The following is a 24,492-nucleotide window of genomic DNA, read 5'->3' as shown; positions in this document are numbered from 1 at the left end:
CGTCCGAAAAGCTGAAGAAGCAAAGCCGCAAGCTTCGGCCAGACCACGGCAGGTGTCAAACCCGCGTCAGGTCAGCACGTATTCCACCGGTTCCAGGGCCGGCGGCAGGTCGGTTTCGCCGAGGGCGGCGAGCAGCTCACGCTCCAGGGTGCGCAGGATCGCATTGCAGGGCAGGTCGTTTTCGTCAAAGCCGAAAGGGTCTTCCAGGTCGTCGCCGATCTCATCGAGGCCGAAGAAGGTGTAGCTGACAATGGCGGTAAACACCGGCGTCAGCCAGCCGAGGGGTTCGGCCATGGCGAACGGCAAGAGAATGCAGAACAGGTAAATGGTGCGGTGCAGCAGCAAGGTATAAGGGAAGGGCAGCGGCGTGCTTTTGATGCGCTCGCACGCGGCCTGTACCTGGCTGAGGCTGACCAGGCGGGTTTCCAACTGGATGTAACGCCATTCGCTGAGGGTGCCTTGCTCGGCCAAAGCGGAAAATCGCGCGCCGAGCTGTTGAAGCACCCGGTCAGGCGGGTTGGGATGACTCGCTTCCACGCTGGCCCAGGGCTCGATCGCCCGGGCTTCGTCTTCGTGGCGCAAACGCGCGACTAGCCCGTGGGCGAAGCCGCCCAGGCCGCGTAGCAGGCGCCCACGCTCCGTCGGGTCAGTGAGCACCTGGGTCTCGCGAATCAGCGAGCGCACCTCGATGATCATCTGCCCCAGCTGCTTGCGGCCTTCCCACCAGCGGTCATAGCAGGCGTTATTGCGAAAACTCATGAAGATCGACAGCGACAGCCCGAGCAACGTAAAGGGCGTGGCGTTGACCTTGGAGAAATAGGCCGGGTGCAGGGTTTCCACCAACACGATCACCGACGCCAGCAGCGTGACCAGCAGGCTGCGCAGGGCGATGCGCTTGGCAATCGAGCCCTTGAGGGAAAACAGGATACCCAGCAGGTTCGGTTTGGGACGTACGATCATCGCGGGGAGGACTTCTTCGGTGGCGCAGGCCCTCAGGTTAGGAGCTTGCACGACGCACGTCCAATCGCTTGGACTGACCGGCCGATCAGCACGGTCGATGATTGGCCAAACCAGTCAGCCATGTTGAAGGCTTTGACCATTGCTGCCGTGGCGTTGCAGAGCGACTATTTCGACGATCTCGACCGTTCAAGGAAACAATAATGCAGATTGAGAACAAGGTTTTTCTGGTCAGCGGCGGCGCTTCCGGCCTCGGTGCGGCCACCGCAGATATGCTGGTCGCGGCCGGCGCCAAGGTCATGCTGGTGGATTTGAATGCCGACGCCGTGGCGGCCAAGGCCAGGCAGCTCGGCGACAACGCCCGCAGCGCAGTGGCGGATATCAGCCAGGAGGCCGCAGCCGAAGCCGCCGTGCAGGCAACGGTCGCGGCGTTTGGCGGATTGCATGGCTTGGTCAACTGCGCGGGGGTGGTGCGCGGTGAAAAGATCCTCGGCAAGACTGGCCCCCATGGGCTGGCCAGCTTTGCCCAGGTCATCAACGTCAACCTGATCGGCAGCTTTAACCTGCTGCGCCTGGCGGCGGCGGCGATCGCCGAAACGGAAGCGAACACCGACGGCGAGCGCGGGGTGATCATCAACACCGCTTCGGTGGCCGCGTTCGACGGGCAGATCGGGCAGGCCGCTTATGCGGCGTCCAAAGGCGCGATAGCCAGCCTGACCCTGCCCGCCGCACGGGAGCTGGCGCGCTTCGGCATTCGCGTGATGACCATCGCCCCGGGCATTTTCGAAACCCCGATGATGGCCGGCATGACCCCGGAAGCACGCGACTCCCTGGCCGCCGGCGTGCCGTTCCCGCCACGCCTGGGCAAGCCTGCCGAATACGCCGCGCTGGTGCGGCACATCATTGAAAACAGCATGCTCAATGGCGAGGTGATCCGTCTCGACGGCGCCTTGCGCATGGCGGCCAAGTAAGGAGGATGAGCCATGAATGATCCCATCGTGATTGTCAGCGCCGTGCGCACGCCCATGGGCGGGTTCCAGGGCGACCTCAAGGGCCTCACCGCACCGCAACTGGGCTCTGCCGCCATCCGAGCGGCGGTCGAGCGTGCCGGCATCGCCGCCGATGCCGTGGATGAAGTGTTGTTTGGGTGCGTGCTGCCGGCCGGCCTGGGCCAGGCGCCTGCGCGTCAAGCCGCCTTGGGCGCCGGGTTGGATAAGTCCACGCGTTGCACCACCCTCAACAAGATGTGCGGCTCGGGCATGGAAGCGGCGATCCTCGCCCATGATTCCCTGCTGGCCGGCAGCGTCGACGTGGTGATCGCCGGCGGCATGGAAAGCATGTCCAACGCGCCCTACCTGCTGGACCGCGCACGCAGCGGCTATCGCATGGGCCATGGCCGCGTCATCGATCACATGCTCCTTGACGGCCTGGAAGATGCGTATGAAAAGGGCCGCCTGATGGGCACCTTTGCCGAGGAGTGCGCGCAGCTCAACGGCTTCAGCCGTGAGGCGCAGGATGCGTTTGCCATCGCGTCGCTGACCCGTGCGCAGGAGGCAATCACCCATGGCAGCTTCGCCGCCGAAATTGTCCCGGTACAGGTCACCGTCGGCAAAGAGCAGAAAACCATCCTGCATGACGAACAACCGCCCAAGGCCAAGCCGGAAAAAATCCCCGGCCTCAAACCGGCGTTCCGCGAAGGCGGCACCGTGACGGCGGCCAATTCCAGCTCGATTTCCGACGGCGCGGCCGCATTGCTGCTGATGCGTGAGTCTGAGGCGCAAAAGCGTGGGCTCAAGCCGCTGGCGGTGATCCACGGGCATGCGGCGTTTGCCGATGAACCGGGGCTGTTTCCGGTGGCGCCGGTGGGCGCGATTCGCAAGCTGATGAGCAAGACCGGCTGGAGCCTCGACAACGTCGATCTGTTTGAAATCAACGAAGCCTTTGCCGTGGTCAGCCTGGTGACCATGAGCAAGCTGGAAATCCCCCACGCCAAGGTCAACGTCCACGGTGGTGCCTGTGCCCTGGGCCACCCGATTGGCGCGTCCGGCGCGCGGATCCTGGTCACCCTGCTCTCGGCCCTGCGCCAGAAAGGCCTCAAGCGGGGTGTCGCCGCCATTTGTATCGGCGGCGGTGAAGCCACGGCCATGGCCGTCGAATGCCTGTATTAAGGACTGAGCCCAATGCTGCCCAATGACGAACAACTGCAAATCAGCGACGCCGCCCGGCAATTTGCCCAGGAGCGGCTCAAACCGTTTGCCGCCGAGTGGGACCGCGAACATCGCTTTCCAAAGGAAGCCATCGGCGAGATGGCCGAACTGGGCTTTTTCGGCATGCTGGTGCCGGAACAGTGGGGCGGGTGCGACACCGGTTACCTGGCCTACGCCATGGCCCTGGAAGAAATCGCCGCCGGTGACGGCGCCTGCTCCACCATCATGAGCGTGCACAACTCGGTGGGCTGCGTGCCGATCCTGAGCTTCGGCAACGATCAGCAGAAAGAGCAATTCCTCAAGCCCCTGGCCAGCGGCGCCATGCTCGGTGCTTTCGCCCTGACTGAGCCGCAAGCCGGTTCGGATGCCAGTGGCCTGAAAACCCGCGCTCGCCGTGAAGGCGATCATTACATGCTCAATGGCTGCAAACAGTTCATCACTTCCGGCCAGAATGCCGGGGTGGTGATTGTGTTCGCGGTGACCGACCCCGCAGCGGGCAAGCGTGGCATCAGCGCGTTTATCGTGCCCACCGATTCGCCGGGCTACAGCGTGGCGCGGGTCGAGGACAAGCTCGGCCAGCATGCCTCCGATACCTGCCAGATCCTGTTCGAGGATGTAAAGGTGCCGGTGGCTAACCGCCTTGGGGAGGAGGGCGAGGGCTACAGGATCGCCCTGGCCAACCTTGAAGGCGGTCGCGTCGGCATCGCCTCGCAATCGGTGGGCATGGCCCGCGCCGCTTTCGAGGCTGCACGCGACTACGCCCGCGAGCGTGAAAGCTTCGGCAAACCGATCATTGAACACCAGGCCGTGGCCTTTCGCCTGGCGGACATGGCCACGCAAATCGCCGTGGCGCGGCAGATGGTGCACTACGCCGCCGCCCTGCGGGACAGCGGCAAGCCTGCGTTGGTCGAAGCCTCGATGGCCAAGCTGTTCGCCTCGGAAATGGCTGAGAAAGTCTGTTCCGCCGCCTTGCAAACCCTCGGCGGTTACGGTTACCTGAGCGACTTCCCCGTGGAGCGGATCTACCGCGATGTGCGGGTCTGCCAGATTTACGAAGGCACCAGCGATATTCAACGCATGGTCATCTCACGCAATCTCTAAGGAGCCGATACATGAGTTACGACACCATTTTGCTCGAAGTCCAGGGCCGCGTCGGGTTGATTACCCTCAACCGCCCGCAAGCCCTGAATGCCCTGAATGCGCGGTTGGTCAGTGAGTTGAACCAGGCGCTGGATGGCCTGGAAGCCAACCCGGAAATCGGCTGCATCGTACTGACCGGCTCGAAAAAAGCCTTCGCCGCCGGCGCCGACATCAAGGAAATGGCCGAGCTGACCTACCCGCAGATCTACCTCGACGACCTGTTCAGTGACAGCGACCGCGTCGCCAACCGCCGCAAGCCGATCATCGCCGCGGTCAACGGCTTCGCCCTCGGCGGCGGCTGCGAACTGGCGCTGATGTGCGATTTTATCCTGGCCGGTGACGGCGCCAAGTTCGGCCAGCCGGAAATCAACCTCGGCGTGTTGCCGGGCATGGGCGGCACCCAGCGCCTGACCCGCGCGGTGGGCAAGGCCAAGGCCATGGAAATGTGCCTGACCGGGCGGTTTATCGATGCGGTGGAAGCCGAGCGCTGCGGGATTGTCGCGCGCATCGTGCCCGCCGATGAACTGCTGGACGAGGCGCTGAAGGTCGCCACGCTGATTGCCGGCAAATCGGTGCCGATCAGCATGATGGTCAAGGAAAGTGTGAACCGTGCGTTTGAAGTGAGCCTGTCCGAAGGCGTGCGCTTTGAGCGCCGGGTGTTCCATGCCGCGTTCGCCACGCAGGACCAGAAGGAAGGCATGGCTGCGTTTGTGGCCAAGCGCGCGCCTGAGTTCAAGGATAAGTAGCTGTTGCCAGCTGTATAGCTGCAAGCTTCAAGTAATCGCCAATGCGCTTTTACTTGAAGCTTGCAGCTTAAGACTTGCAGCTCTTACAGCTGGTAGTTTTTGAGTTCCCGGGCAATCACCATCCGCTGAATCTCGCTGGTCCCTTCGTAAATCTGCGTGATCCGCGCGTCCCGGTAGTAACGCTCCACCGGGTAATCCTCCAAATATCCATAGCCGCCATGAATCTGCATCGCGCTGGAGCAGACCTGCTCGGCCATTTCCGAGGCGAACAGCTTGGCCTGGGACGCTTCCGAGAGGCAGGGCTTGCCGGCGCTGCGCAGGCGCGCCGCGTGCAGGATCAGTAAACGGGCAGCGTTCAAGCGGGTTTGCATGTCCGCCAGCAGGTTGGCCACGCTTTGGTGTTCGATGATCGCCTTGTCGAATTGCACCCGGTCGCGGGCATAGGCCAGCGCTGCCTCGAAGGCCGCACGGGCGATGCCCAGGGCTTGGGCGGCAATGCCGATGCGGCCGCCTTCGAGGTTGGACAGGGCGATGGCCAGGCCTTTGCCGCGCTCGCCGAGCAGGTTGGCCTCGGGCACGCTGCAGTGGTTGAGGGTTACGGCGCAGGTGTCCGAGGCACGAATACCCATCTTGTGTTCGGTACGGTCGACCACAAACCCTGGGGTATCGGTGGGTACCAGGAACGCGGAAATGCCTTTCTTGCCCAGGTCCGGGTCGGTCACGGCAAATACAATCGCCAGCTTGGCGCGCTTGCCATTACTGACGAACTGCTTGGCGCCATTGATCACCCATTGGCCATCGCGCAGTTCAGCGCGCGTGCGCAGGTTGTGGGCCTCGGAGCCGGCCTGGGGTTCGGTCAGGCAGAAGCAGCCAATCGCCTGGCCACTGGCGAGGTCGGCCAGCCAGGTGTGTTTCTGGGCATCGGTGCCGTAGTTGAGGATTGGCCCGCAACCCACTGAATTATGGATACTCATCAGCGCACCGGTGGCGCCATCGCCGGCCGAGATCTCTTCCACAGCCAGGGCATACGCCACGTAGTCGACATAGGTGCCGCCCCATTCTTCCGGCACTACCATGCCCAACAGGCCCAGTTCGCCCATCTTCGCCACCAGGGCGTCGTCGATCCAGCCGGCTTTTTCCCAGGCTTGGGCATGGGGGGCAATTTCGCCACGGGCGAAGTCGCGCGCCATGTCGCGGATCATTACCTGTTCTTCAGTATATTCAATGTCTTGCATGTCTTATTTCGCAACCTGCTCGAAGTGATGGAAGAAGCTGTCGACGTGGCTTTTGTCCAGTCCATGGAGCGTCGGCGGGTTCCAGCGAGGGTTCTTGTCCTTGTCGATGATCAGCGCGCGGACCCCTTCGATCAGGTCGCCGCGTTCGAACCATTGGCGGTCAAGGTGCAGCTCCAGGGCAAAGCACTGTTCCAACGGCAGGCGTCGGCCGCGTCGCAGCATTTCCAGGGTCACGGCCATGGCCAGGGGCGAGCGGGTTTGCATCAGGTGGACGGTGTTCAGTGCCCACTCATGGCTGTCGGCGACAGTGACTTCCTGAAGTTGCTCGACGATGCTCGGAATGTCCGGCAGGCCGAAGAAGTGGTCGATCGCCGGACGCAACGCGGCCAGCGGCGGGTCGGGCAGGCGCTGCACCGCCAGCTTGGCCAGCACGCCTTGCAGGTCTTTGAGGGGCGATTCATGCCATTGCAGGCTGTCGAGTTTCTGGTCGAGGCTGGCCAGCTTGGCGCTGTCCAGGTACCAGTTGGCCAACCCGCAATACAGGGCGTCTGCCGCGCGAACCTGCACGCCGGTCACGCCGAGGTAAATGCCCAGCTCGCCGGGAATGCGCGGCAGGAAATAGCTGCCACCGACGTCCGGAAAATAACCGATCGCCACCTCCGGCATCGCCAGGCGGCTGCGTTCGGTGACGACGCGCAAATCCGCACCCTGCACCAGGCCCATGCCGCCGCCCAGGACAAACCCGTCCATCAGGGCCAGTACGGGTTTGCGGTAATGATGGATGGCCAGGTCCAGCGCGTACTCCTCGACGAAGAAGTCTTCATGCAGGGTGTCGCCGCGTTTGAAACTCTCATACAGGGAGCGGATATCGCCGCCGGCACAAAATGCCTTTTCGCCCGCACCGCGCAGGACTACGGCATGCACCTGCGGGTCGTCTGACCAGGCTTGCAGCTGTTGCGACAGGCTGCGGACCATGTCCAGGGTGATGGCATTCAAACCAGAGGGGCGATTGAGGGTGAGGTGACCAATATGGTTGCGTACTTCGGCCAGTACGTCGTCCTGACGCCTGTCGGCGCTGCTTGCTTCGCTTGAAACCTGAGCAGTCATCTGTAACTCCCTGCTTTTATTGTTCTTTACCAAGAGGTTCGTGCGTGAACACTCTCCTGATCCTACCAGTGCAAATTTGCACAGTACAACCTGGAATCATGCAGGTCGTTTTTGCATTTATGCAGGGTGGCGGGCGCGGGTTCAGGTCACACGGGTTGCCAGTACTTCACCGATGCTGCGGCGCCGAGCGTGGGTTTCTGCAGCGTGGATCAATTGTTCCAGCTCCGTCGGGGCCACGTCGTAGAATTGCTCCATGTCCGCCAGCGCCAGCTTCAAGTCGGCGGCCGTAATAGCGGGGTCTCGGGCGGCCCTGGGGTCAGGCAGGACAGACGTCGACGTCTCGACAGCTCCCTTGGGGTAGCGCGTTCGCGTCGCATTATTGTAGGCCAGTGCACAGGCCAGCAAGGCGCCGGCACCGAGTAATACGGCTCCCAATTCGTGCCAGCCCAGGGCGGCGGAGGCAGGGTCGGCCAGGACCAGGCTCATGGCCAGGCCACCGGCGGGCGGGTGCAGGCACCGCAGCCAGCACATCAGCACCACGGCCATGCCGGCCGCCAGGCAGGCACCGCCCAGGGTGCGCCCCAGGACGCGGGCCACCAGCAATGCCACGACACCGGCGCACAGGTAGCTGCCGATGATCGACCAGGGTTGTGCCAGCGCACCGGACGAGACCGCAAACAACAACACTGCCGAAGCCCCCAGCGGGCCAAGCAGGTGCAGGGCCACCTCCATGCCAAAAACCTGGGCACAGAGCCACACACTGAAGAATGTGCCCAAGGCCATGCCAATCGCGGCACGGCTCCATTCGGTGGGGCGGGTGTTGATAGCAGCGGGAAACCAGCGAGAGCGCATTGAAAGGAAATCCATAAACGGCGGGCAAAAAAAAGGCTTGTCTGGTTGCCCGGAAAAGCCCTTTGAAAGTTCCTGCATTTGGGGGAGGAACCCGCGCAGTGTGCCGTGCCTGCCAGGGCACCGCCAATGCATATTAATGAGGGTTAAATACAAAAATAATGAGTTTATCAGGGCATGACGGGAGAATTGAGCTTGCCCAGCACACGAATATCGGTCTCTTCATTGAACAAATGTTTTTGCAGGTTTTCCTGCAACCCTGGCTCCCCGGCCAGTGGACCTTTGAGGGCCACCAGGGCATTGCGCAGCCACATCAGCCGATCCAGCGGCGCCATGGGCAGGTAGCCGATATGGACTTCATTACGGGTCAGTGAAGCTGGGGTATACGGTAAACGGTCATCCGGCACGGTTTGTCCTCTCACGAAGTAAGCCGCGGTGCTGGCTGCGGCTCCTGTCGTCCTTGTTGTTATCCATGGCCTGTGGCGGTAGACAGTTACCGCGCGTGGCCATCGAGTTTACAGTTGGGTTTCAGACGCGGGAAAGGGAAATGACACCAGCCATTACGCATAGCTGCGTAGGATCTTTCTGCGTCGCAACTCAAGACTGAGGGGCTTTGGCCAGGTACAGCAGCACATAGGGGTTTCGGTCGAACTCACCGCTCAGGGTTGGAGTAATTGCACGTAGGCGCGGGTCCTGCAAACCGTCGAAATCCGCCTGGCTCATCACCAGCCACGCCGGCCCTTGCAGCGGTGCCAGGTCAGAGGCTTGTTGGGTAAACAACGGCACCTGGTCGCAGTCGAGGTTGACCATGTATTTGATCGCCTTGGCGTCTTTGCCCAAGCCGTGCAATACCACGGGGGCGCGCTGTTGCTTGACCTGCTCATGCACTTGCAGGGTAAAGGTGCGGGTGTCGTAGACGCTGCGCTCGAGCGGTTCGACCACGGCAATATAGGTTGCCCACACCGCAAGCACGGCGGCAAGCGCAGGACCCAGCGGCCGCAGGCGAGCCCTGAACAACGCCAGCAATGCCAAGGCTTGCAACACGGCGAGAACGGCGAACACCGACCCCAGCTGGCTCAACTGCTGCGGATAGCGTGGCCGCGCGATTACCAGCCCGATGATCAGCAGGCCTGGCAGCAGCGTCCATAGACCCAGCATCAGCCCACGCAACCCTGCAAACAGCCGCCCCTCAGCGGCCTGGAACGGGTACGCCGCAATGATCGCCACCATGGGCAACATCGGCAGCACATAGCGGGCCTTCTTTGCCTGGGGAATCGACAGGCCCAGCATCACCAGCAAGCCTGCAGCGGCGCAATACAGCACCAGTTGCAACGCCGGCGTCGGCACGCGGCGCCCACCGACCGCAACCGCCAGCAGCACCAGCAGCGCCACGGGATAGGCGAGGGCGTAGTTGCCCAGCGAGCTGGTGAAGTAATACAACGCGCCGCTGGAGCCTTCACTGCCGTCCATGCGCCCCAGGAACTGCATGCGGATCACATCCTGCATGAAGCTCTCGCCGCCACTGAGCTTGGCCATCAGCAACAGCAGGCCGACACAGGCCCCCAGCAGCGCCAGGGCCAGCAGGCCAAAACTGAACAGTTGGCGCCATTGCCGGTTGATCAGGTAGTAACTGCACAGCACGCCCGTGGGAATGACCAGCCCGATCGGCCCGCGAATCGCAAAGCCGAGGATCAGCAGCAGGTACAGCCAGTACAGGCGTTTGCCCGCACCGAAGTGGTCATGGGCATAACCGAGGTAGAACACCGCCAGGGCGATGGCGGCGAGCATCTGGTCGAGGGATACCGCACGGGTTTCACTGATGAAGGTACTGCTCAGCAACAACAGTGCGATGCTCAGCAGGCCCCAACGCTGGGAGTAGGGCGCCGTCAGGCGATACACCAGGATGACGATGACTGCCGAGGCAATCGACGTGGGCAGCCAGGCCGTGAGGCTGGTGACCTGGCCCAGGGGCAGGGACAACAGCCAGGTCATCAGCGTCGAGGTGGCCAGGTAATCGGCATACGGCTGCCCGTACGTGGTGGGGAAAAACCCCGGCCCATGGCGCAGCATCTCCTGGGCAAACACCACGAAGCGTGAGTCGAAACCGATAATCGCCTGGTGCCAGCTGCCGGCGATGAACAACAACAGCGCCAGCAATCCCAAGGCGAGGGATTGGCGACGGATCGTCGGGCTGAGCAGGGACGGTTGAGCTTTGTTCACGACTCAGGCTTCCACGACCTGCGGCACCCACTGTTGCTGGGGGATCGGCAACTGGCAGGAATCGCCACGACCGATCGGGTAATACTGGAAGCCTTTGCGCGCCAGGCGCTCGCCGTCATACAGGTTGCGGCCGTCGAAGATCACCGGGGTTTTCAGGCGCTGGTGGATCAGCTCGAAGTCGGGCGCCTTGAACTGCTGCCATTCGGTGCAGACGATCAGCGCATCGGCGCCTAGCAACGTGGATTCCGGCGTGCCCATCAGCATCAACCGCTCCTCGTCAGCGTAGATACGCTGGGTTTCCTGCATGGCTTCCGGGTCGAACGCCCGTACAGTGGCGCCGGCGGCCCACAACGCTTCCATCAGCACGCGGCTGGGTGCATCGCGCATGTCGTCGGTGTTGGGCTTGAACGCCAGGCCCCACAGGGCAAAGGTCTTGCCGCGCAGGTTGCCCTGGAAGAACGCATTGATACGTTCGAACAGCTTGCTCTTCTGGCGCTGGTTGATGGCTTCCACGGCTTCCAGCAGGTCGCTGGAGCAGTTGGCCTGCTTGGCGCTGTGGATCAAGGCGCGCATGTCCTTGGGAAAGCACGAGCCGCCGTAGCCGCAGCCGGGGTAGATAAAGTGGTAGCCGATGCGCGAGTCGGCGCCGATGCCCAGGCGCACGGCTTCGATGTCGGCACCCAGGTGTTCGGCCAGTTCGGCGATCTGGTTGATGAAGCTGATCTTGGTCGCCAGCATGCAGTTGGCGGCGTATTTGGTCAGTTCGGCGCTGCGCAGGTCCATGAAGATGATGCGGTCATGGTTGCGGTTGAACGGCGCGTACAGGTCGCGCATCACGTCGCGCACTTCTTCGCGCTCGCAGCCGATGATGATGCGGTCCGGGCGGCGGCAGTCGGCAACGGCCGAGCCTTCCTTGAGGAATTCCGGGTTGGAGACGATATCGAACTCCAGGTGTCGGCCGGCCAGGTGCAGGGCTTTTTCGATATGGGCGCGCAGGGTGTCGCCGGTGCCCACCGGGACGGTGGATTTCTCCACCAGGATCACCGGGTCGATACGGTGGCGGGCCACCGCGTCGCCCACCGACAGCACGTACTTGAGGTCGGCCGAGCCGTCTTCATCCGACGGCGTACCCACCGCGATAAACAGCACTTCGCCGTGTTCGACGGCAAGCTTTTCGTCAAAGGTGAAGTGCAGTCGCCCGCTCTCCAGGTTTTCCTTGACCATGGCCGCCAGCCCCGGCTCGAAGATGCTCACATGGCCTTGCTGCAGAAGCTTGACCTTGTTCTGATCGACGTCCATGCAGATGACATCGTGACCGACTTCGGCTAATACGGTGGCCTGTACCAGACCGACGTAACCACTACCAAATACACTGATTTTCATGGGGCATTCCTGGCGCTTGCAGCGCTAGCACGGCGAGAGTTAATAACCAGCACACCAAGGATGACAAGCGCCACCCCCAGGGTTTTCGAGAGGGAAAAATGTTCGTTGAACACCGGCAGGCTGGCGGCCAGCAGGTACACCAGCGCGTAGCTGATGCTCAGCAGCGAATAGGCGCGGCCCAGGGGCAGGTGCTTGAGGGCGCCGAGCCAGCAGAGCATCGACAGCGCGTAGGCCAGGATCGCCAGGCTCACCACGCCGAGCGCCGCGAAGTCGATGGCATTGCTGTGGAACGCCGTCAGCCATTCGGTAGGCAAGGGCAGGCGCGTCATGCTCCAGCGCATGCCCAACTGGGCGGCGCTGACCAGGCCAACGCTGCCCAGGGCCAGGGCAAACCCACGCACGCGGCTCATACCTGGCGCCCCAGCAGCACCACACCGGCAATTACCAGCACCACACCCAGCCAATGCCGTGTGTCGATGGGTTCCTTGAACACACAGCGCGCCACCAGGGTGACCAGGACAAAATTGAGACTGAGCATCGGGTAGGCGATGCCGACTTCCAGGCGCTGCAGCACCAGCAACCACACCAGCAAACCAAAACCCAGGCACAGCAGGGCCGACCACAACCACGGCGAGCGCAGTTTCAGCGCCCAGCCGTCGGGCTGGTCGCGCCAGCCTTCCACGGCGAATTTCTGCGAGACCTGGCCCATGCATGTCAGCAGGCAGGCGGCCAATAACAGGAGCAGTGTGATCATGGCGCAACCTGCGGGAACACCAGGATCACGATATTGCCTTGCTCGTAGCGCTTGCCGTCCTTGGGCAGCAAGTCCACTTCGGCGATTTCGTCGTCACCCTTGACGCGCATCACCACACCGACCGCGCCGTGTTTGCGCGCGTCGCTCATCCATTGCTGGACCTGTGTGGTGTCGACCTTGTGATGGGCCGCATCGTCGAAGGCCAAGCCATATTTCACTTCGCCGACGGTGTTATAGAGGGTCACGTCCGGGCGCTTGACGCGCCACGCCAGGGCGGAGGCCGCGCCGAGGTCGTTGCTCAGCAACGCGCTGGTCTGGCTCAACTCCTGGAGGTGATCGATGATGAACTGGTCCGGGGTCTTGTTATAAACCACCGAATGGGGCAATGCGGCCGGGACCAGCGCCACCAGCAACCAGCTGCCGATCACCGGCGCTGCCCACAAGCGCAGCGGGCGCGAGGCCTGCAACAGGTTGGCAACGATCCAGCCGAACAGGAAGACAAACACCAGCACCAGGCTGAGGGTTTCACTGCCGTGCTCGTACACCGGTTTTTTCAGTTGGAACCAGGTCAGGGCCAGTAACGCCACAACGCCAATCACCAGGTTCAGCCAGCCGTTGATGCGCAACACGCGCCCACGGGCCTGGACCAGTTTGTCGGCCAGGGTGTGGCCCATCAGCAACGCCAGCGGCAGCAGGCACGGCATGATGTAGGAGGGCAACTTGCCCTTGGCCAGGCTGAAAAACGCCAGGGGCATCAGCAGCCACAGCAACAGGAAGGCGGTTTTCGCCGCGCGTTTTTCCTGCCACGCCTGTTTCAGGGTGGACGGCAACAGTGCCACCCACGGCAGGCAGAAGGCAATCAGCAGCGGCAGGTAATACCAGAACGGTTCGGCGTGCTGGGCATCGTCGCCGGCAAAGCGCTGGATATGCTCGTGCCAAAAGAAGAAGTTCCAGTAGTCCGGCTCCTGCAGGTGCACGGCCAGGGCCCACGGCAGGCTCACCGCAATGGCCACGACCACGGCGACCAGGCCGTAGCCGAGCAGTTCGCGAAAGCGCTTCTGCCAGATCGCGTAGGGCAGGGCGATCAACACCGGCAACAGCCACGCGAGGAAGCCCTTGGTCATAAAGCCCATGCCACAGGCAAAACCGAGCAGCGCCCAGGCCCCCAGGCGGCCGTTGCGAGTGGTGCTGTCGAAGCAGAACCACAGGGCGACGCCGGTCAGGTTGACCCAGAACGTGAACTGCGGATCGAGGTTGGCATAGCCGCCCAAGGCCGCCACGCTGACAAAACTCATGTACAGCACGCTGCTGACCAGGCTTTTTTGCGGGTCATTCCACAACCGGCGCGACACCAGGTACACCAGCAGGATGCTCAAGCCGGTGCTCAGCGCCGAGGCGAAGCGCACGCCGAACAGGTTCTGCCCGAAGATCGCCTGGCCCAGCGCGATCATCCAGTAACCGGCAGCCGGTTTTTCGAAGTAGCGGATCCCCATGAAGTGCGGCGAGGCCCACTTGCCGGTCAGCAGCATTTCCTGGCTGATCTGGGCATAGCGGGTTTCATCCGGAATCCACAGGCCGTGGGTAGTCAGCGGCAACAGGTAAAACACACCGAACGCCAGCAGGAGCAGGGGCAAGGCCCAACGCCGGATCATGCCTGCTGCACTCCGAGCCAACCCTCACGGCCACTCAAGGCGCCGCGCACCAGGTGTTGCCGGGGCAGGGTGGTCAGGTCCGCAGGCAACAAGTCGCCCAGGGGTTTGAAGTCGATGCCGCGCTGCCCTGCCTGGGCGAGCAACTGGCGAAAATCATTGGCCATCAGAATCCCTTCTACTTCTGCGTGGATCGTGTAGACGTTGAGCTTCGACTCGGCAAACCGGTCAAGAATGAAGCCGTTGAAGTCTTTGGCGGCCACCACCGGCCCGACGACTTCGTCGAAGGTCGGCAGGTCCACCGGAATTTGTGGCGTACCCGCGCTGCCATCGGCCAATGTCGGCCGAAACAGGCTGGTACCCCGGCAATCGCTGTTGTAGCGGAAGTTGAAACCTTGCTTGGCCTGCACCACACGCTCGTCGGCACGCCAACCGGCGGCCGCCGAACAGTCGATGGGTTCGCCGAGGATGTCGCTCAAGGTCTCCACGCCGCGTCGAATCTGCTCCACCAGCTGTGCATCGCTCCAACGCCCGGTGTTGGCCTGCCAGCCGTGGTGATCCCAGGCGTGCAGGCCGACTTCATGCCCCGCCGCCTTGGCCTGGCGCATCAAGTACCCCAGGTCACGGCCGATCGGCTTGCCTGGCCAGGCGGTGCCGGCCAGCAGGATGTCCCAGCCGTACAGGCCGGCCGCGTTGGAACGCAGCATCTTCCACAGGAACTGCGGGCGGATCAGGCGCCACAAGTGGCGCCCCATGTTGTCCGGCCCGACACTGAAGAAGAACGTCGCCTTGACCCCGGCCTCATCCAGGGATTCGAGCAACCGTGGCACGCCTTCACGGGTGCCGCGGTAGGTATCGACGTCGATGCGCAAGCCTGCCTTCATTACTTTTTGTCCGCGATTTCGAGCATGGCTTCACGCAGGAAGAAGTCCAGCGTGTTGCCGATGGTTTCGCTCATCTCCACGGTCGGCTCCCAGTTCAGCAGGCGCTTGGCGTTTTCGATGCTTGGCTTGCGGTGCGCCACGTCCTGGTAACCGGTGCCGTAGAACGCCTTGCTCTCGACGTCGCGGAAACCGGCGAACGGCGGGAAGTTGCCGCGCAGCGGGTGCGCCTCGAACTGACGCAGCAACTCTTCGCCCAACTGACGGATGCTGGCTTCGTTTTCCGGGTTACCGATGTTGATGATCTGGCCGTTGCAGGCATTGTTGTCGTTATCGATGATGCGCGCCAGGGCTTCGATACCGTCGGCGATGTCAGTGAAGCAACGCTTCTGCTCGCCACCGTCGAACAGGCGAATCGGCGTACCTTCCACCAGGTTCAGGATCAGCTGGGTGATCGCTCGGGAGCTGCCGATACGCGCCGAATCCAGGCGGTCCAGGCGCGGGCCCATCCAGTTGAACGGACGGAACAGGGTGAAGTTCAGGCCCTTGGCGCCGTAGGCCCAGATCACGCGGTCCAGCAGTTGCTTGGAGACCGAGTAGATCCAGCGCTGCTTGTTGACCGGGCCGACCACCAGGTTGGAGGTGTCTTCGTCGAAATACTGGTCCTGGCACATGCCATAGACTTCGGAGGTCGACGGGAAAATCACGCGCTTGTTGTACTTGACGCAGTAGCGCACCAGCTTGAGGTTTTCTTCGAAGTCCAGCTCGAACACGCGCAGCGGGTTGCGGGTGTATTCGATCGGTGTGGCGATGGCCACCAGCGGCAGGACCACGTCGCACTTCTTGATGTGGTACTCGATCCACTCGGTGTGGATGCTAATGTCGCCTTCGACGTAATGGAAGTTCGGGTGGCTGCGCAGGCGCTCGATGGCGTCGGAGCCGATGTCCAGGCCGTAGACTTCATAACGGTCGTCACGCAGCAGGCGCTCGGACAGGTGGTTACCGATAAAGCCGTTCACACCGAGGATCAGCACGCGGGTCCGGCGCGGCTTGCGGCCGGACTCGGCGCCGCGCAGCACGGAGCCGTCGACCAGGCCCAGTTCGTTGGCCAGTGACGGGCCGGCCAGGTACAGGCCGTTGTCGTTGCGCTGGCCGAACTTGACCACCAGGGAGTCTTCGCCGCAGGCGATGCGCAGCGGGTTGACGCTGATCACACGGCCCGGCGCCAGGCCTTCATTGCCCTTGACCACTTCGGCTTGCCAGACGATGAGCTTGTGCTCGCCGACGGCGCAGAACGCGCCCGGGTACGGTTGAGTCACCGCACGCACCAGGTTGAACAGTTCTTCAGCGGGTTTTTTCCACTCCAGCTTGCCGTCGGCTGCCGTGCGGCGACCAAAGTAGGTGGCCTGGCTTTCGTCTTGAGGAGTGTCGGTCAGCTTGCCCGCAGCCAGTTGCGGCAGGGCGTCGCGCAGCAGGCTGGTGGCCGCATCACGCAGCTTGGCGTGCAGGGTCAGGCCGGTGTCGGTGCGCTCGATCACGACTTTTTGCTGGGCCAGGATCGCGCCGGCATCGGCGCGCTTGACCATGCGGTGCAGGGTCACGCCGGTTTCGGTTTCGCCGTTGACCAGCACCCAGTTGGCCGGGGCACGGCCACGGTATTTAGGCAGCAACGAGCCGTGCAGGTTGAACGCGCCTTTGCTGGCGGTGGTCAACAGCGGCTCGCTCAGCAGGTTGCGGTAGTAGAAAGAAAAAATGTAGTCCGGGTTCAACTTGGCGATGCGCTCGATCCACAGCGGGTGGTTGGCGTCTTCCGGCGCGTGTACCGGGATGCCGTTGCGCGCGCAGAGTTGGGCGACGGAGCCGTAGAAATTGTTTTCCTTGGGGTCGTCGGCATGGGTGAACACGGCGGCAATGTCGTAGCCGGCAGTCAGCAGGGCTTCAATGCCCGCACAGCCAATATCGTGGTAAGCGAAGACAACGGCTTTTGAATTCATGACGAAACCTGATCGGAAGGAAAAGTGGTGGTGGAATGGGAAGACACCAGGCCGTCGACGACGACCACGGGTGCCGGTGCTGCCGGTTGGTTGCGCAGCACTTTTTCGATAAAGAAGCGTGGGCGCGCGCGCACGTCGCTGTACATGCGGCCCAGGTATTCACCCAGCAGGCCCATGCCGATGAACTGGCCGCCGGTGAACACGAACAGCACCGCGAACAGTACGAACATGCCATCGCCGGCCCATTGGGCACCGAAGGCCAGGCGCAGGATGATCAGCGCGAAGGCGAACAGCACGCCCAGGCCCGCGAGGCTGAAGCCGACAATGGACAATAGGCGCAGCGGCGTGGTGGTCATGCAGGTCAGCAGGTCGAACATCAGGCTGATCAGGCGCATGGCGCTGTATTTGGATTCGCCGTGTTCACGCTCGGCGTGGTGCACCAGGATCTCGGTGGTGTGACGGGCAAAGCCGTTGGCCAGGATCGGGATGAAGGTGCTGCGCTCGCGACAGGCGAGCATGGCGTCGACGATGGTGCGCCGGTAAGCGCGCAACATGCAGCCGTAGTCGCTCATGGCGACGCCGGTGGAGCGTTGCACGGCGAGGTTGATCAGGCGCGAAGGCCAGCGGCGAAAGGCCGAGTCCTGGCGATTGTTGCGCACCGTGGCGACCACGTCGTAGCCCAGGGCGGCCTGTTCAACCAGGCGCGGGATTTCTTCGGGGGGGTTCTGCAGGTCGGCGTCGAGGGTAATCACCACGTCGCCCCGGCACTGCTCGAAACCGGCCATGATCGCCGCATGCTGCCCGTAGTTGCGATTGAGGATCACCGCCACCACGTTGCTGCCGTCTTGCGCGGCGGCGTCTTCGAGCAATTGGGCGGAGTTGTCGCGGCTACCGTCATCCACCAGGATGATTTCGTATTCGTAGGCCAGTTGCTTGCAGGCGGCAGTGGTACGACGCAGCAGTTCAGGCAGGCTTTCTTGTTCGTTGTAGACCGGGATAACGATCGACACGCAATGAATAGGGTAGGGTTTCAAAGATTCATGACCTCAGGGTTAGAGCAACTTGGAGCGTAAGACAACAGCAATCAATGGCCGAAAAGGCCGGCGCTTGGTTAAACCTTGCGTGGGTTTGTGATGTTCATCCGACCGTCCTGGTGGGCTAATGGGGGGGCTTCCATGGGCATAAGGGAGTAAAGACCAAAATCCACAAAGGTAAAGCGGAATCAACGAGTTAGTTGGCACAACGCGGTTCGTTCTCAAGTCCTGACCCCAAGATTAAGCGTAAAAATGTTCAACGAATATGAAAGCCAGATGAAAAACTCGTTTATTTGACAGGTAGACAGCTAGTGTTCAGCTACACAACTAAGTCACTGAGGGCATTATTTATTGGGTGAAACAGGAACGGTTTACATGACGCGGGGCGGACTCGAAAGGCATCGGCCGCCGGATTGCGCCTTACCACCGCCTGCTACGTGTTTATATTGAAGAATCTTCTCTGCAATGCGCCTCAAGTGCCGGTAAAGTAAGCCATCTCTTGCCAGGGTACTCGGATGAATAGCGTGCAGCGTATAAGCGGCCAATGGCGGCCCGTTTTGATCGGATTGTTGATGACGGCGGCCTGCGTCAGCGCCGTACGGGCAGATGATGGCGTGGCCCTGACCGCGCTCGCCCAAGTGCCTGAGGGTGTTGAAGTGCGCGGCAGGCAGGTCGCCGCCTACACCTGGGACGACCGCCAGGGCAAGAACCTGCTGGTGCTCTCCGAGCAGGTCAGCGAACGCGAGGATGACGGTACCCAGTCGGCGTTTGTCTATGCGGCCCAATACCTGATCGACGGTGACCGTCCCAAGCGCATGTGGATGCTCTACGACGACGTGCAGCATTGCCAGTTCGATGCGGCGCTGCGCTTCGACATGGCCGCGACCAAGGTCACCGACCTCACTGGCGATGGCGTCACCCAGGCCACCGTGGGCTATTCGCGCACCTGCACCAGCGATGTCAGCCCCAACGAATTCAAGCTGATCATGCATGTCGGCAAGTCGCAGAAGTACCGCCTGCGCGGGGTCGACCGGGTCGGCGCAGCCTGGTGGGATGAGGAGGCCGGGGCCCTGCGTGGCATGCCGCTGCCCAAGGATTGCAGCGTGGCCGGGCAGCAGGCGCTGGTCAGCCAGTACAAGGAGCAGGGCACGGAGTTGCCGTTGCCGGGTTGCTATGGCGATGAGAAGGACTTTGCCAAGGCGCCGGACGCTTACCTGGCCTTTATGCGTCAGCACTGGTTCGCCCTGATGCAGAAGCAGGATGCCGAATGGAGCCAGGCCCAGACCCAGCCCCAGGCACCCACCGAGGATGACGACACGGCACCGTGATTTTGTGCCAGGGCTTTTCCTGGGTTAGACTCAGCCTTCGCCAATTCACTAAATACCTCGATTAAACAATGAGTTGTTCGAGGTATTTAATCCAAAGTCTGATCTACCTTGACCGAGTCTATCCGCAACCCGTTGACCCTCTACCTCACCCGCCTGGCCCCCTCCAGCCAACTGACCATGCGCTACGTGCTGCAGGACGCCGCCGACCGCCTGGGCTTCGAAGACATCAACCTCGAAGACATCGACTGGCACCAGCTGCAACCCGAACATGTCATCGCCCTGGTCGCAGCATTGCGTGAAGACGGCTACGCACCGAATACCTCATCCTTGTATGTGAATGCCGTGCGCGGGGTGATGAACGAAGCCTGGCGCATGAGCCTGATCAGCCAGGAACATCTCCTGAAAATGCGCACGGTCAAGGCCACGCCCGGTACGCGCCTGGGCCAGGGCCGCAATCTGCGGCGCACGTTGATCCGGGAAATGATGGAAGTCTGCGCCGCCGACCCACGCCCCCAGGGCCTGCGTGATGCAGCGGTCATCGGCATCCTGTATGGCTCGGGCATGCGCAAGTCCGAGTCGGTCAACCTCGACCTGGCGCAGATCAACTTCGATGAACGCAGCCTGCGGGTGATCGGCAAGGGCAATAAGGAATTGGTCAAGTATGCGCCGGACTGGGCTTTCGCCAAGTTGCAGGCGTGGTTGGCGTTCAGGCGCGAGCAACTCAAGGAAGGCGAGCAGGACGACAGCTTCCTGTTCAACCGCATACGCCGGGGCAGCCATATCACCCGGGAACGTATCACCAAGCACGCGATTTACTACATCGCCCGCCAGCGCGGTGAGCAGGTCGGGGTGAAGATCATGCCCCACGACTTTCGCCGCTCGTTCATCACGCGGGTGATCGAGGAGCATGACCTGTCGATTGCACAAAAGCTGGCGCATCACACCAATATCCAGACCACCGCCAGCTATGACGTGCGTGACGACAACGAGCGGCGGCGGGCGGTGGATCGGTTTGATCTGTAGAAGAACAGCTGCGGACCTACAGAATCGGTTTGCCGCCGGTGACCGCATAACGCGAACCCGAGATATAGCTGGCCTCGTCCGATGCCAGCAGCACATAAATCGGCGCCACCTCCACCGGTTGGCCGGGGCGGCCCAGTGGGGTTTCGCTGCCGAAACTCTGCACGTCGTCATCGGTCATGGTCGCCACGATCAACGGCGTCCAGATCGGGCCGGGCGCGACGCTGTTGACGCGGATGCCCTTGCTGCCGAGTAATTGCGCCAAGCCACCTGTGAAGTTGGCGATTGCGCCTTTGGTGGCGGCATAGGCCAGCAGGGTCGGCTTGGGCATGTCGGAATTGACCGAGCTGGTGTTGATGATCGAACTGCCGGCCTTCATATGCGGCAGCGCAGCCTTGCAGAGGCGAAACATCGCGGTGATGTTGATATCGAAGGTCTTGACCCATTCCTCATCCTCGATCTCTTCGAGCGTCTCGTGGGTCATCTGGAATGCCGCGTTATTCACCAACACGTCAATGCGCCCGAACTGTTCCACGGTCTTGTCGACCAGCGCCTGGCAGGTGGCTTTTTGCGCAATGTCACCGGGCAGCAACAGGCATTGGCGGCCCGCTTCCTCGACCCAGCGCGCGGTTTCCCTGGCGTCATCGTGTTCGTCCAGGTAGGCGATGGCCACATCGGCGCCTTCACGGGCGAAGGCGATGGCCACTGCGCGGCCAATGCCGCTGTCGGCGCCGGTGATCAAGGCGATCTTGTTGGCCAGCCGGCCGGAGCCCTTGTAACTCTGTTCCCCACAGTCCGGGTACGGGTCCATGGTGCGTTGGGTACCGGGCACGGTTTGCGCCTGGGGGGCGAAGGGCGGGCGTGGGTAGTCAGTCATTTCCAATCTCCATAGGTTTCGAACGGTGCTATGGGATTAGTAGTTTCATGGCCGGCGATAGTTGTAATGGATGCCGGCCAGGCCCGACGAGCGGTATCGCTCAGCCGTGGGGTGGGGCGCTCGCCAGGTGTGCCGGCAGACGGCGCAAGGTCCACAGGGTGGTGAGCATCGCCGCGAGCGCACACAGCGCGATACCGATGAGCATCGGCGCCGGTGTGTGGTCGGCGAACACTCCGACCAGGGTCATGGACACGGCAGCGGTGATCATCTGGATCGCGCCCAACAGGGCGGAGGCAGATCCCGCCACAGCACCATGATCCTCCAGGGATAACACGCCCGCCGCCGGCAACAGCAGGCCGAGGAAACCGAAGCCGATAAACAGCAACGCCATCATCAAGGCCAGGCTGTCGACCCATAGCGTGCTCGCGGCCAGCAAGACCATCACGGCGGCTACGGCGACCACCGACCAACGAATCAATGGCGCCAGGCCAAAGCGCGCGCTCAAGCGTGCAGTGAGTTGGCTCATGGCGAAAAACGACGCGGCGTTCAGGGCGAAACACAGGCTGAACTGAGTAGGCGTGAGGCCGAAGTATTCGATATACACGAAGGGTGCACTGCCGATAAACACGAAGAACGTCGCCAGCCCGAACCCGCACACCACTGACAGACCGATGAAGACCGGGTCACGCAGCAGTGCGCCGTAGCTGCTGAACGCCGTGCCCAAGGTCTTGCCCAGCCGGCGCTCGGCGGGATGGGTTTCGGGCAGCTGCACAATTGTCATCACCAGGCACAGCACGGCCACCACCGCGAGCACGGCGAACACTTCGCGCCAGCTCCACAACGAAATCACCAGGCTGCCCGCCAGCGGCGCGAGAATCGGCGACACACTCATCACCAGCATCAGCAACGCCATCAACCGCGCGGCTTCATGGCCGGTGTACAGGTCACGCACGATCGCCCGGGGAATGACCATCCCGGCACAGGCGCCGAAGGCCTGCACGGCACGAAAGCCGATCAGCACTTCAATGGTGGGCGCCAGCGCGCAGCCGACGCTGCCCACCGCAAAGATCAGCAGACCGGCGTAAATCGGCGGCTTGCGCCCGAACACATCGCTGATCGGGCCGTAGAACAGCTGGCACACCCCAATGACCATGAAGAACACCGTGAGACTCATCTGTACCGCCGCCGGCGAGGCGTGCAGGCTGGCGCCCAACGTAGGCAGGGCGGGCAGGTAGATGTCGATGGCGAACGGGCCGACGGCGGTGATCAACCCCAGCAGCAACGCAAGGTGGGCAATACTTCGGGACATGGGCGGTTTCCGGCAGCGCAAAAGTCGATCAGCTTAAGGGATCCGCGCAGAACCGCAAACTTAGGCTTCACTAACAGGGATTGATGCCGATAACGGTAATAGCGTCGCTTCGACGGTTGGGTATGGGGATGTCAGCATGACGATCAAATTACGCTTGATGCTGTTGATTGCGACCGGGTTGCTCACGGCCTTGATCATGAGCCTGGCTGCTTACCTGGGTAATACCCATATGGCCGGTGCCGTGCAGGATAACGAGGTCAGCATGACGGTCCTGCGCAACCATATGGAGGCTGACATGATGCACGATGCCCTGCGCGCAGACGTGATGTCGGCCATGTTGGTGGGGTTGGGCAAAAGCGCCAGCACCAAGGCCGAGGTCAGTGCCTCACTGCACGAACATGCCGAGCACTTTCGCCAGGTACTGGCAGAGAACCTCAAGCTGCCATTGAACGATACGCTGAGGGCCAGCCTGGAAAAAATCGGCCCCAGCCTGGATACCTATATCAGCAGTGGCGAGCGCATCGTCGCGCTGGCCTTGGACAACCCCGAGGCTGTGGGTGGCGAGCTGGAAAGCTTCAACGCGGCGTTCACCCGGCTTGAAGAGCAAATGGCGAACTTGAGCGAGTTGATCGAAAACAATAACCAGCAAACCAGCGCAGAGACGCGACAAACCATCAGCAGCGCCAATTTCACCCTCGGCGCGGTATTGATCGCCAGCCTGTTGCTGCTGCTGGCCCAGGGGCGCTGGGTGTTGTCGAGCATCATGGCGCCGCTGCAGGCCGCCAGCCGCATTGCCGCCAGTATCGCCCGGGGCAACTTGAGCGAGCCGATCGTCGAACCCAAGCGCAAGGACGAAGCCAGCTCGTTGATCCGCAGCCTTGCCACCATGCAGCGAGATCTACGCGGCATGATCGAGGTGGTGCGCAGCAATGCCCACGGCGTCAATGGCATGAGCGAACGCTTGAGCCAGGGCTGCCATGACGTCGCCGGCAGCAGCCAGCAGCAAAGCGCGGCCGCCAGCACCATGGCGGCGGCGGCCAGTGAAATGACCGCCAGTATCGAGGAAATCACCCGGCATGCCGGACGCGCCCTGGACATGGCCAACCAGGCCGAAGCCCTGGCCAAGGACGGCGGCCGGGTGATCCACCAGGTGGTGAAGGACATGGATGGCATTGCCCGCTCAGCGCAGCAATCGGCCCAGGTCATTCGTACGCTGGACAAGGAGTCCGAGGCGATCTTCAGCATTATCCAAGTGATCAAGGGCATCGCTGACCAAACCAACCTGTTGGCCCTGAACGCCGCGATTGAAGCCGCCCGCGCCGGCGAACAGGGACGCGGCTTTGCGGTGGTCGCCGATGAAGTGCGCAGCCTGGCGGGCCGCACCAGCGCCTCGACCCAGGAAATTGCCAGCATGGTCGGGCGTATCCAGCAGAACACCCGGGAAGCGGTGACCAGCATGGAGGAGGGCGTCACCCAAGTGGATAAAGGCATGGCGGTGACTGCCGAGGTGGAGCGAGCGATCCGCGATATTCTGCAGGCCACCCTCAATACCACCGAGTTGGTGAACGACATCTCGCGCACCATCAGTGAACAGAGTTTGGCCAGCAACGAAATCTCCCACCAAGTGGAGATGATTGCGGGGATGTCGGAAAACAACAGCCGCATCATCGGCGAAACCGCCTCGACCACCGATGAACTGGCCGGGCTGGCCGGCAAGTTGTCGCAATCCGTGGATCGCTTCAGCCTGTAACACCGCACAGACCTGATACACGCTTTATGGACCGGCCCCCTGTGGGTCGGTT

General features: G+C 62.3%; 22 protein-coding genes and 1 pseudogene. 8 read left to right on the top strand and 15 right to left on the bottom strand.

Annotated elements, in window-relative coordinates; all coding sequences use genetic code 11:
* Positions 1–66: 66 nt before the first annotated feature.
* The gene (locus AC07OP_RS18365) at positions 67–960 is read right to left on the bottom strand and encodes a bestrophin family protein (protein ID WP_495102148.1); all 894 of its coding nucleotides are present in this window, start codon (positions 958–960) and stop codon (positions 67–69) included.
* Between the two features lie 200 nt (positions 961–1,160).
* On the opposite strand from AC07OP_RS18365, the gene AC07OP_RS18360 reads away from it, so the two are divergent.
* From AC07OP_RS18360 to AC07OP_RS18345, 4 genes are read left to right on the top strand one after another with little or no spacing between them, the layout of a single operon-like run.
* Positions 1,161–1,928: an SDR family NAD(P)-dependent oxidoreductase gene (locus AC07OP_RS18360; protein WP_495102080.1), complete on the top strand. Its 768-nt coding sequence runs from the start codon at positions 1,161–1,163 to the stop codon at positions 1,926–1,928.
* A 12-nt stretch (positions 1,929–1,940) separates the two neighbouring features.
* Complete coding sequence (locus AC07OP_RS18355; protein ID WP_495102079.1) at positions 1,941–3,125, top strand: acetyl-CoA C-acyltransferase; 1,185 nt, start codon at positions 1,941–1,943, stop codon at positions 3,123–3,125.
* Positions 3,126–3,137: 12 nt separating this feature from the next.
* Positions 3,138–4,265, top strand: a complete 1,128-nt coding sequence (locus tag AC07OP_RS18350; RefSeq protein WP_495102078.1) for an acyl-CoA dehydrogenase — start codon at positions 3,138–3,140, stop codon at positions 4,263–4,265.
* Between the two features lie 11 nt (positions 4,266–4,276).
* Positions 4,277–5,050, top strand: a complete 774-nt coding sequence (locus AC07OP_RS18345; RefSeq protein WP_495102077.1) for an enoyl-CoA hydratase — start codon at positions 4,277–4,279, stop codon at positions 5,048–5,050.
* Between the two features lie 83 nt (positions 5,051–5,133).
* On the opposite strand, the gene AC07OP_RS18340 is transcribed toward AC07OP_RS18345, so the two are convergent.
* From AC07OP_RS18340 to arnC, 12 genes are all read right to left on the bottom strand, one after another.
* Positions 5,134–6,285 carry an acyl-CoA dehydrogenase family protein gene (locus AC07OP_RS18340; RefSeq protein WP_027605867.1) on the bottom strand — a complete coding sequence of 384 codons (1,152 nt, stop codon included), beginning with the start codon at positions 6,283–6,285 and terminating at the stop codon, positions 5,134–5,136.
* A gap of 3 nt (positions 6,286–6,288) precedes the next feature.
* On the bottom strand, positions 6,289–7,392 hold the full coding sequence (locus AC07OP_RS18335; RefSeq protein WP_495102076.1) for an enoyl-CoA hydratase/isomerase family protein: 1,104 nt from the start codon (positions 7,390–7,392) through the stop codon (positions 6,289–6,291).
* 141 nt (positions 7,393–7,533) lie between these two features.
* Positions 7,534–8,244: an HPP family protein gene (locus AC07OP_RS18330; protein ID WP_141157766.1), complete on the bottom strand. Its 711-nt coding sequence runs from the start codon at positions 8,242–8,244 to the stop codon at positions 7,534–7,536.
* A gap of 167 nt (positions 8,245–8,411) precedes the next feature.
* On the bottom strand, positions 8,412–8,648 hold the full coding sequence (locus AC07OP_RS18325) for a hypothetical protein (protein WP_495102151.1): 237 nt from the start codon (positions 8,646–8,648) through the stop codon (positions 8,412–8,414).
* A gap of 190 nt (positions 8,649–8,838) precedes the next feature.
* Complete coding sequence (locus AC07OP_RS18320; RefSeq protein WP_495102075.1) at positions 8,839–10,461, bottom strand: ArnT family glycosyltransferase; 1,623 nt, start codon at positions 10,459–10,461, stop codon at positions 8,839–8,841.
* A gap of 3 nt (positions 10,462–10,464) precedes the next feature.
* Positions 10,465–11,844: a UDP-glucose dehydrogenase family protein gene (locus tag AC07OP_RS18315; protein ID WP_115487319.1), complete on the bottom strand. Its 1,380-nt coding sequence runs from the start codon at positions 11,842–11,844 to the stop codon at positions 10,465–10,467.
* Positions 11,841–12,254, bottom strand: a complete 414-nt coding sequence (gene arnF, locus AC07OP_RS18310; protein WP_092358009.1) for a 4-amino-4-deoxy-L-arabinose-phosphoundecaprenol flippase subunit ArnF — start codon at positions 12,252–12,254, stop codon at positions 11,841–11,843. The genes AC07OP_RS18315 and arnF overlap by 4 nt, the downstream gene beginning before the upstream one ends.
* Positions 12,251–12,598, bottom strand: coding sequence for a 4-amino-4-deoxy-L-arabinose-phosphoundecaprenol flippase subunit ArnE (arnE, locus tag AC07OP_RS18305; RefSeq protein WP_065941524.1), 348 nt, complete (start codon positions 12,596–12,598; stop codon positions 12,251–12,253). Before arnE ends, arnF begins: the two co-directional genes overlap by 4 nt.
* Positions 12,595–14,250: a lipid IV(A) 4-amino-4-deoxy-L-arabinosyltransferase gene (gene arnT / locus AC07OP_RS18300; RefSeq protein WP_495102074.1), complete on the bottom strand. Its 1,656-nt coding sequence runs from the start codon at positions 14,248–14,250 to the stop codon at positions 12,595–12,597. Before arnT ends, arnE begins: the two co-directional genes overlap by 4 nt.
* Positions 14,247–15,131, bottom strand: a complete 885-nt coding sequence (gene arnD / locus AC07OP_RS18295) for a 4-deoxy-4-formamido-L-arabinose-phosphoundecaprenol deformylase (RefSeq protein ID WP_495102073.1) — start codon at positions 15,129–15,131, stop codon at positions 14,247–14,249. Before arnD ends, arnT begins: the two co-directional genes overlap by 4 nt.
* Positions 15,131–17,122: a bifunctional UDP-4-amino-4-deoxy-L-arabinose formyltransferase/UDP-glucuronic acid oxidase ArnA gene (gene arnA, locus AC07OP_RS18290; RefSeq protein WP_495102072.1), complete on the bottom strand. Its 1,992-nt coding sequence runs from the start codon at positions 17,120–17,122 to the stop codon at positions 15,131–15,133. Before arnA ends, arnD begins: the two co-directional genes overlap by 1 nt.
* Positions 17,119–18,156, bottom strand: a complete 1,038-nt coding sequence (gene arnC / locus AC07OP_RS18285; RefSeq protein ID WP_495102071.1) for an undecaprenyl-phosphate 4-deoxy-4-formamido-L-arabinose transferase — start codon at positions 18,154–18,156, stop codon at positions 17,119–17,121. Before arnC ends, arnA begins: the two co-directional genes overlap by 4 nt.
* Positions 18,157–18,671: 515 nt before the next feature.
* Between arnC and AC07OP_RS18280 the strand changes: the two genes are divergently transcribed.
* Together AC07OP_RS18280 and AC07OP_RS18275 are read left to right on the top strand one after the other, a co-directional pair.
* Positions 18,672–19,484 (top strand): M949_RS01915 family surface polysaccharide biosynthesis protein, encoded by an 813-nt coding sequence (locus AC07OP_RS18280; RefSeq protein WP_495102070.1) that lies wholly within the window; start codon positions 18,672–18,674, stop codon positions 19,482–19,484.
* Positions 19,485–19,592: 108 nt separating this feature from the next.
* A complete protein-coding gene (locus AC07OP_RS18275) occupies positions 19,593–20,507 on the top strand; it encodes a site-specific integrase (RefSeq protein WP_115487324.1) in 915 nt (304 codons plus the stop codon).
* Positions 20,508–20,523: 16 nt separating this feature from the next.
* On the opposite strand, the gene AC07OP_RS18270 is transcribed toward AC07OP_RS18275, so the two are convergent.
* The gene (locus AC07OP_RS18270; RefSeq protein WP_495102069.1) at positions 20,524–21,381 is read right to left on the bottom strand and encodes an SDR family oxidoreductase; all 858 of its coding nucleotides are present in this window, start codon (positions 21,379–21,381) and stop codon (positions 20,524–20,526) included.
* 100 nt (positions 21,382–21,481) lie between these two features.
* Positions 21,482–22,690: a multidrug effflux MFS transporter gene (locus AC07OP_RS18265; protein ID WP_495102068.1), complete on the bottom strand. Its 1,209-nt coding sequence runs from the start codon at positions 22,688–22,690 to the stop codon at positions 21,482–21,484.
* 136 nt (positions 22,691–22,826) lie between these two features.
* Between AC07OP_RS18265 and AC07OP_RS18260 the strand changes: the two are divergent.
* Positions 22,827–23,582: pseudogene (locus AC07OP_RS18260) on the top strand (HAMP domain-containing protein); the annotation flags it as partial.
* A complete protein-coding gene (locus tag AC07OP_RS18255; RefSeq protein ID WP_495102147.1) occupies positions 23,577–24,440 on the top strand; it encodes a methyl-accepting chemotaxis protein in 864 nt (287 codons plus the stop codon). The pseudogene AC07OP_RS18260 and the gene AC07OP_RS18255, both read left to right, overlap by 6 nt.
* Positions 24,441–24,492 lie beyond the last annotated feature (52 nt).

The organism is Pseudomonas sp. GW821-FHT09D08 (assembly GCF_059416305.1).
This window is presented reverse-complemented; position numbering and strand designations above follow the sequence as displayed.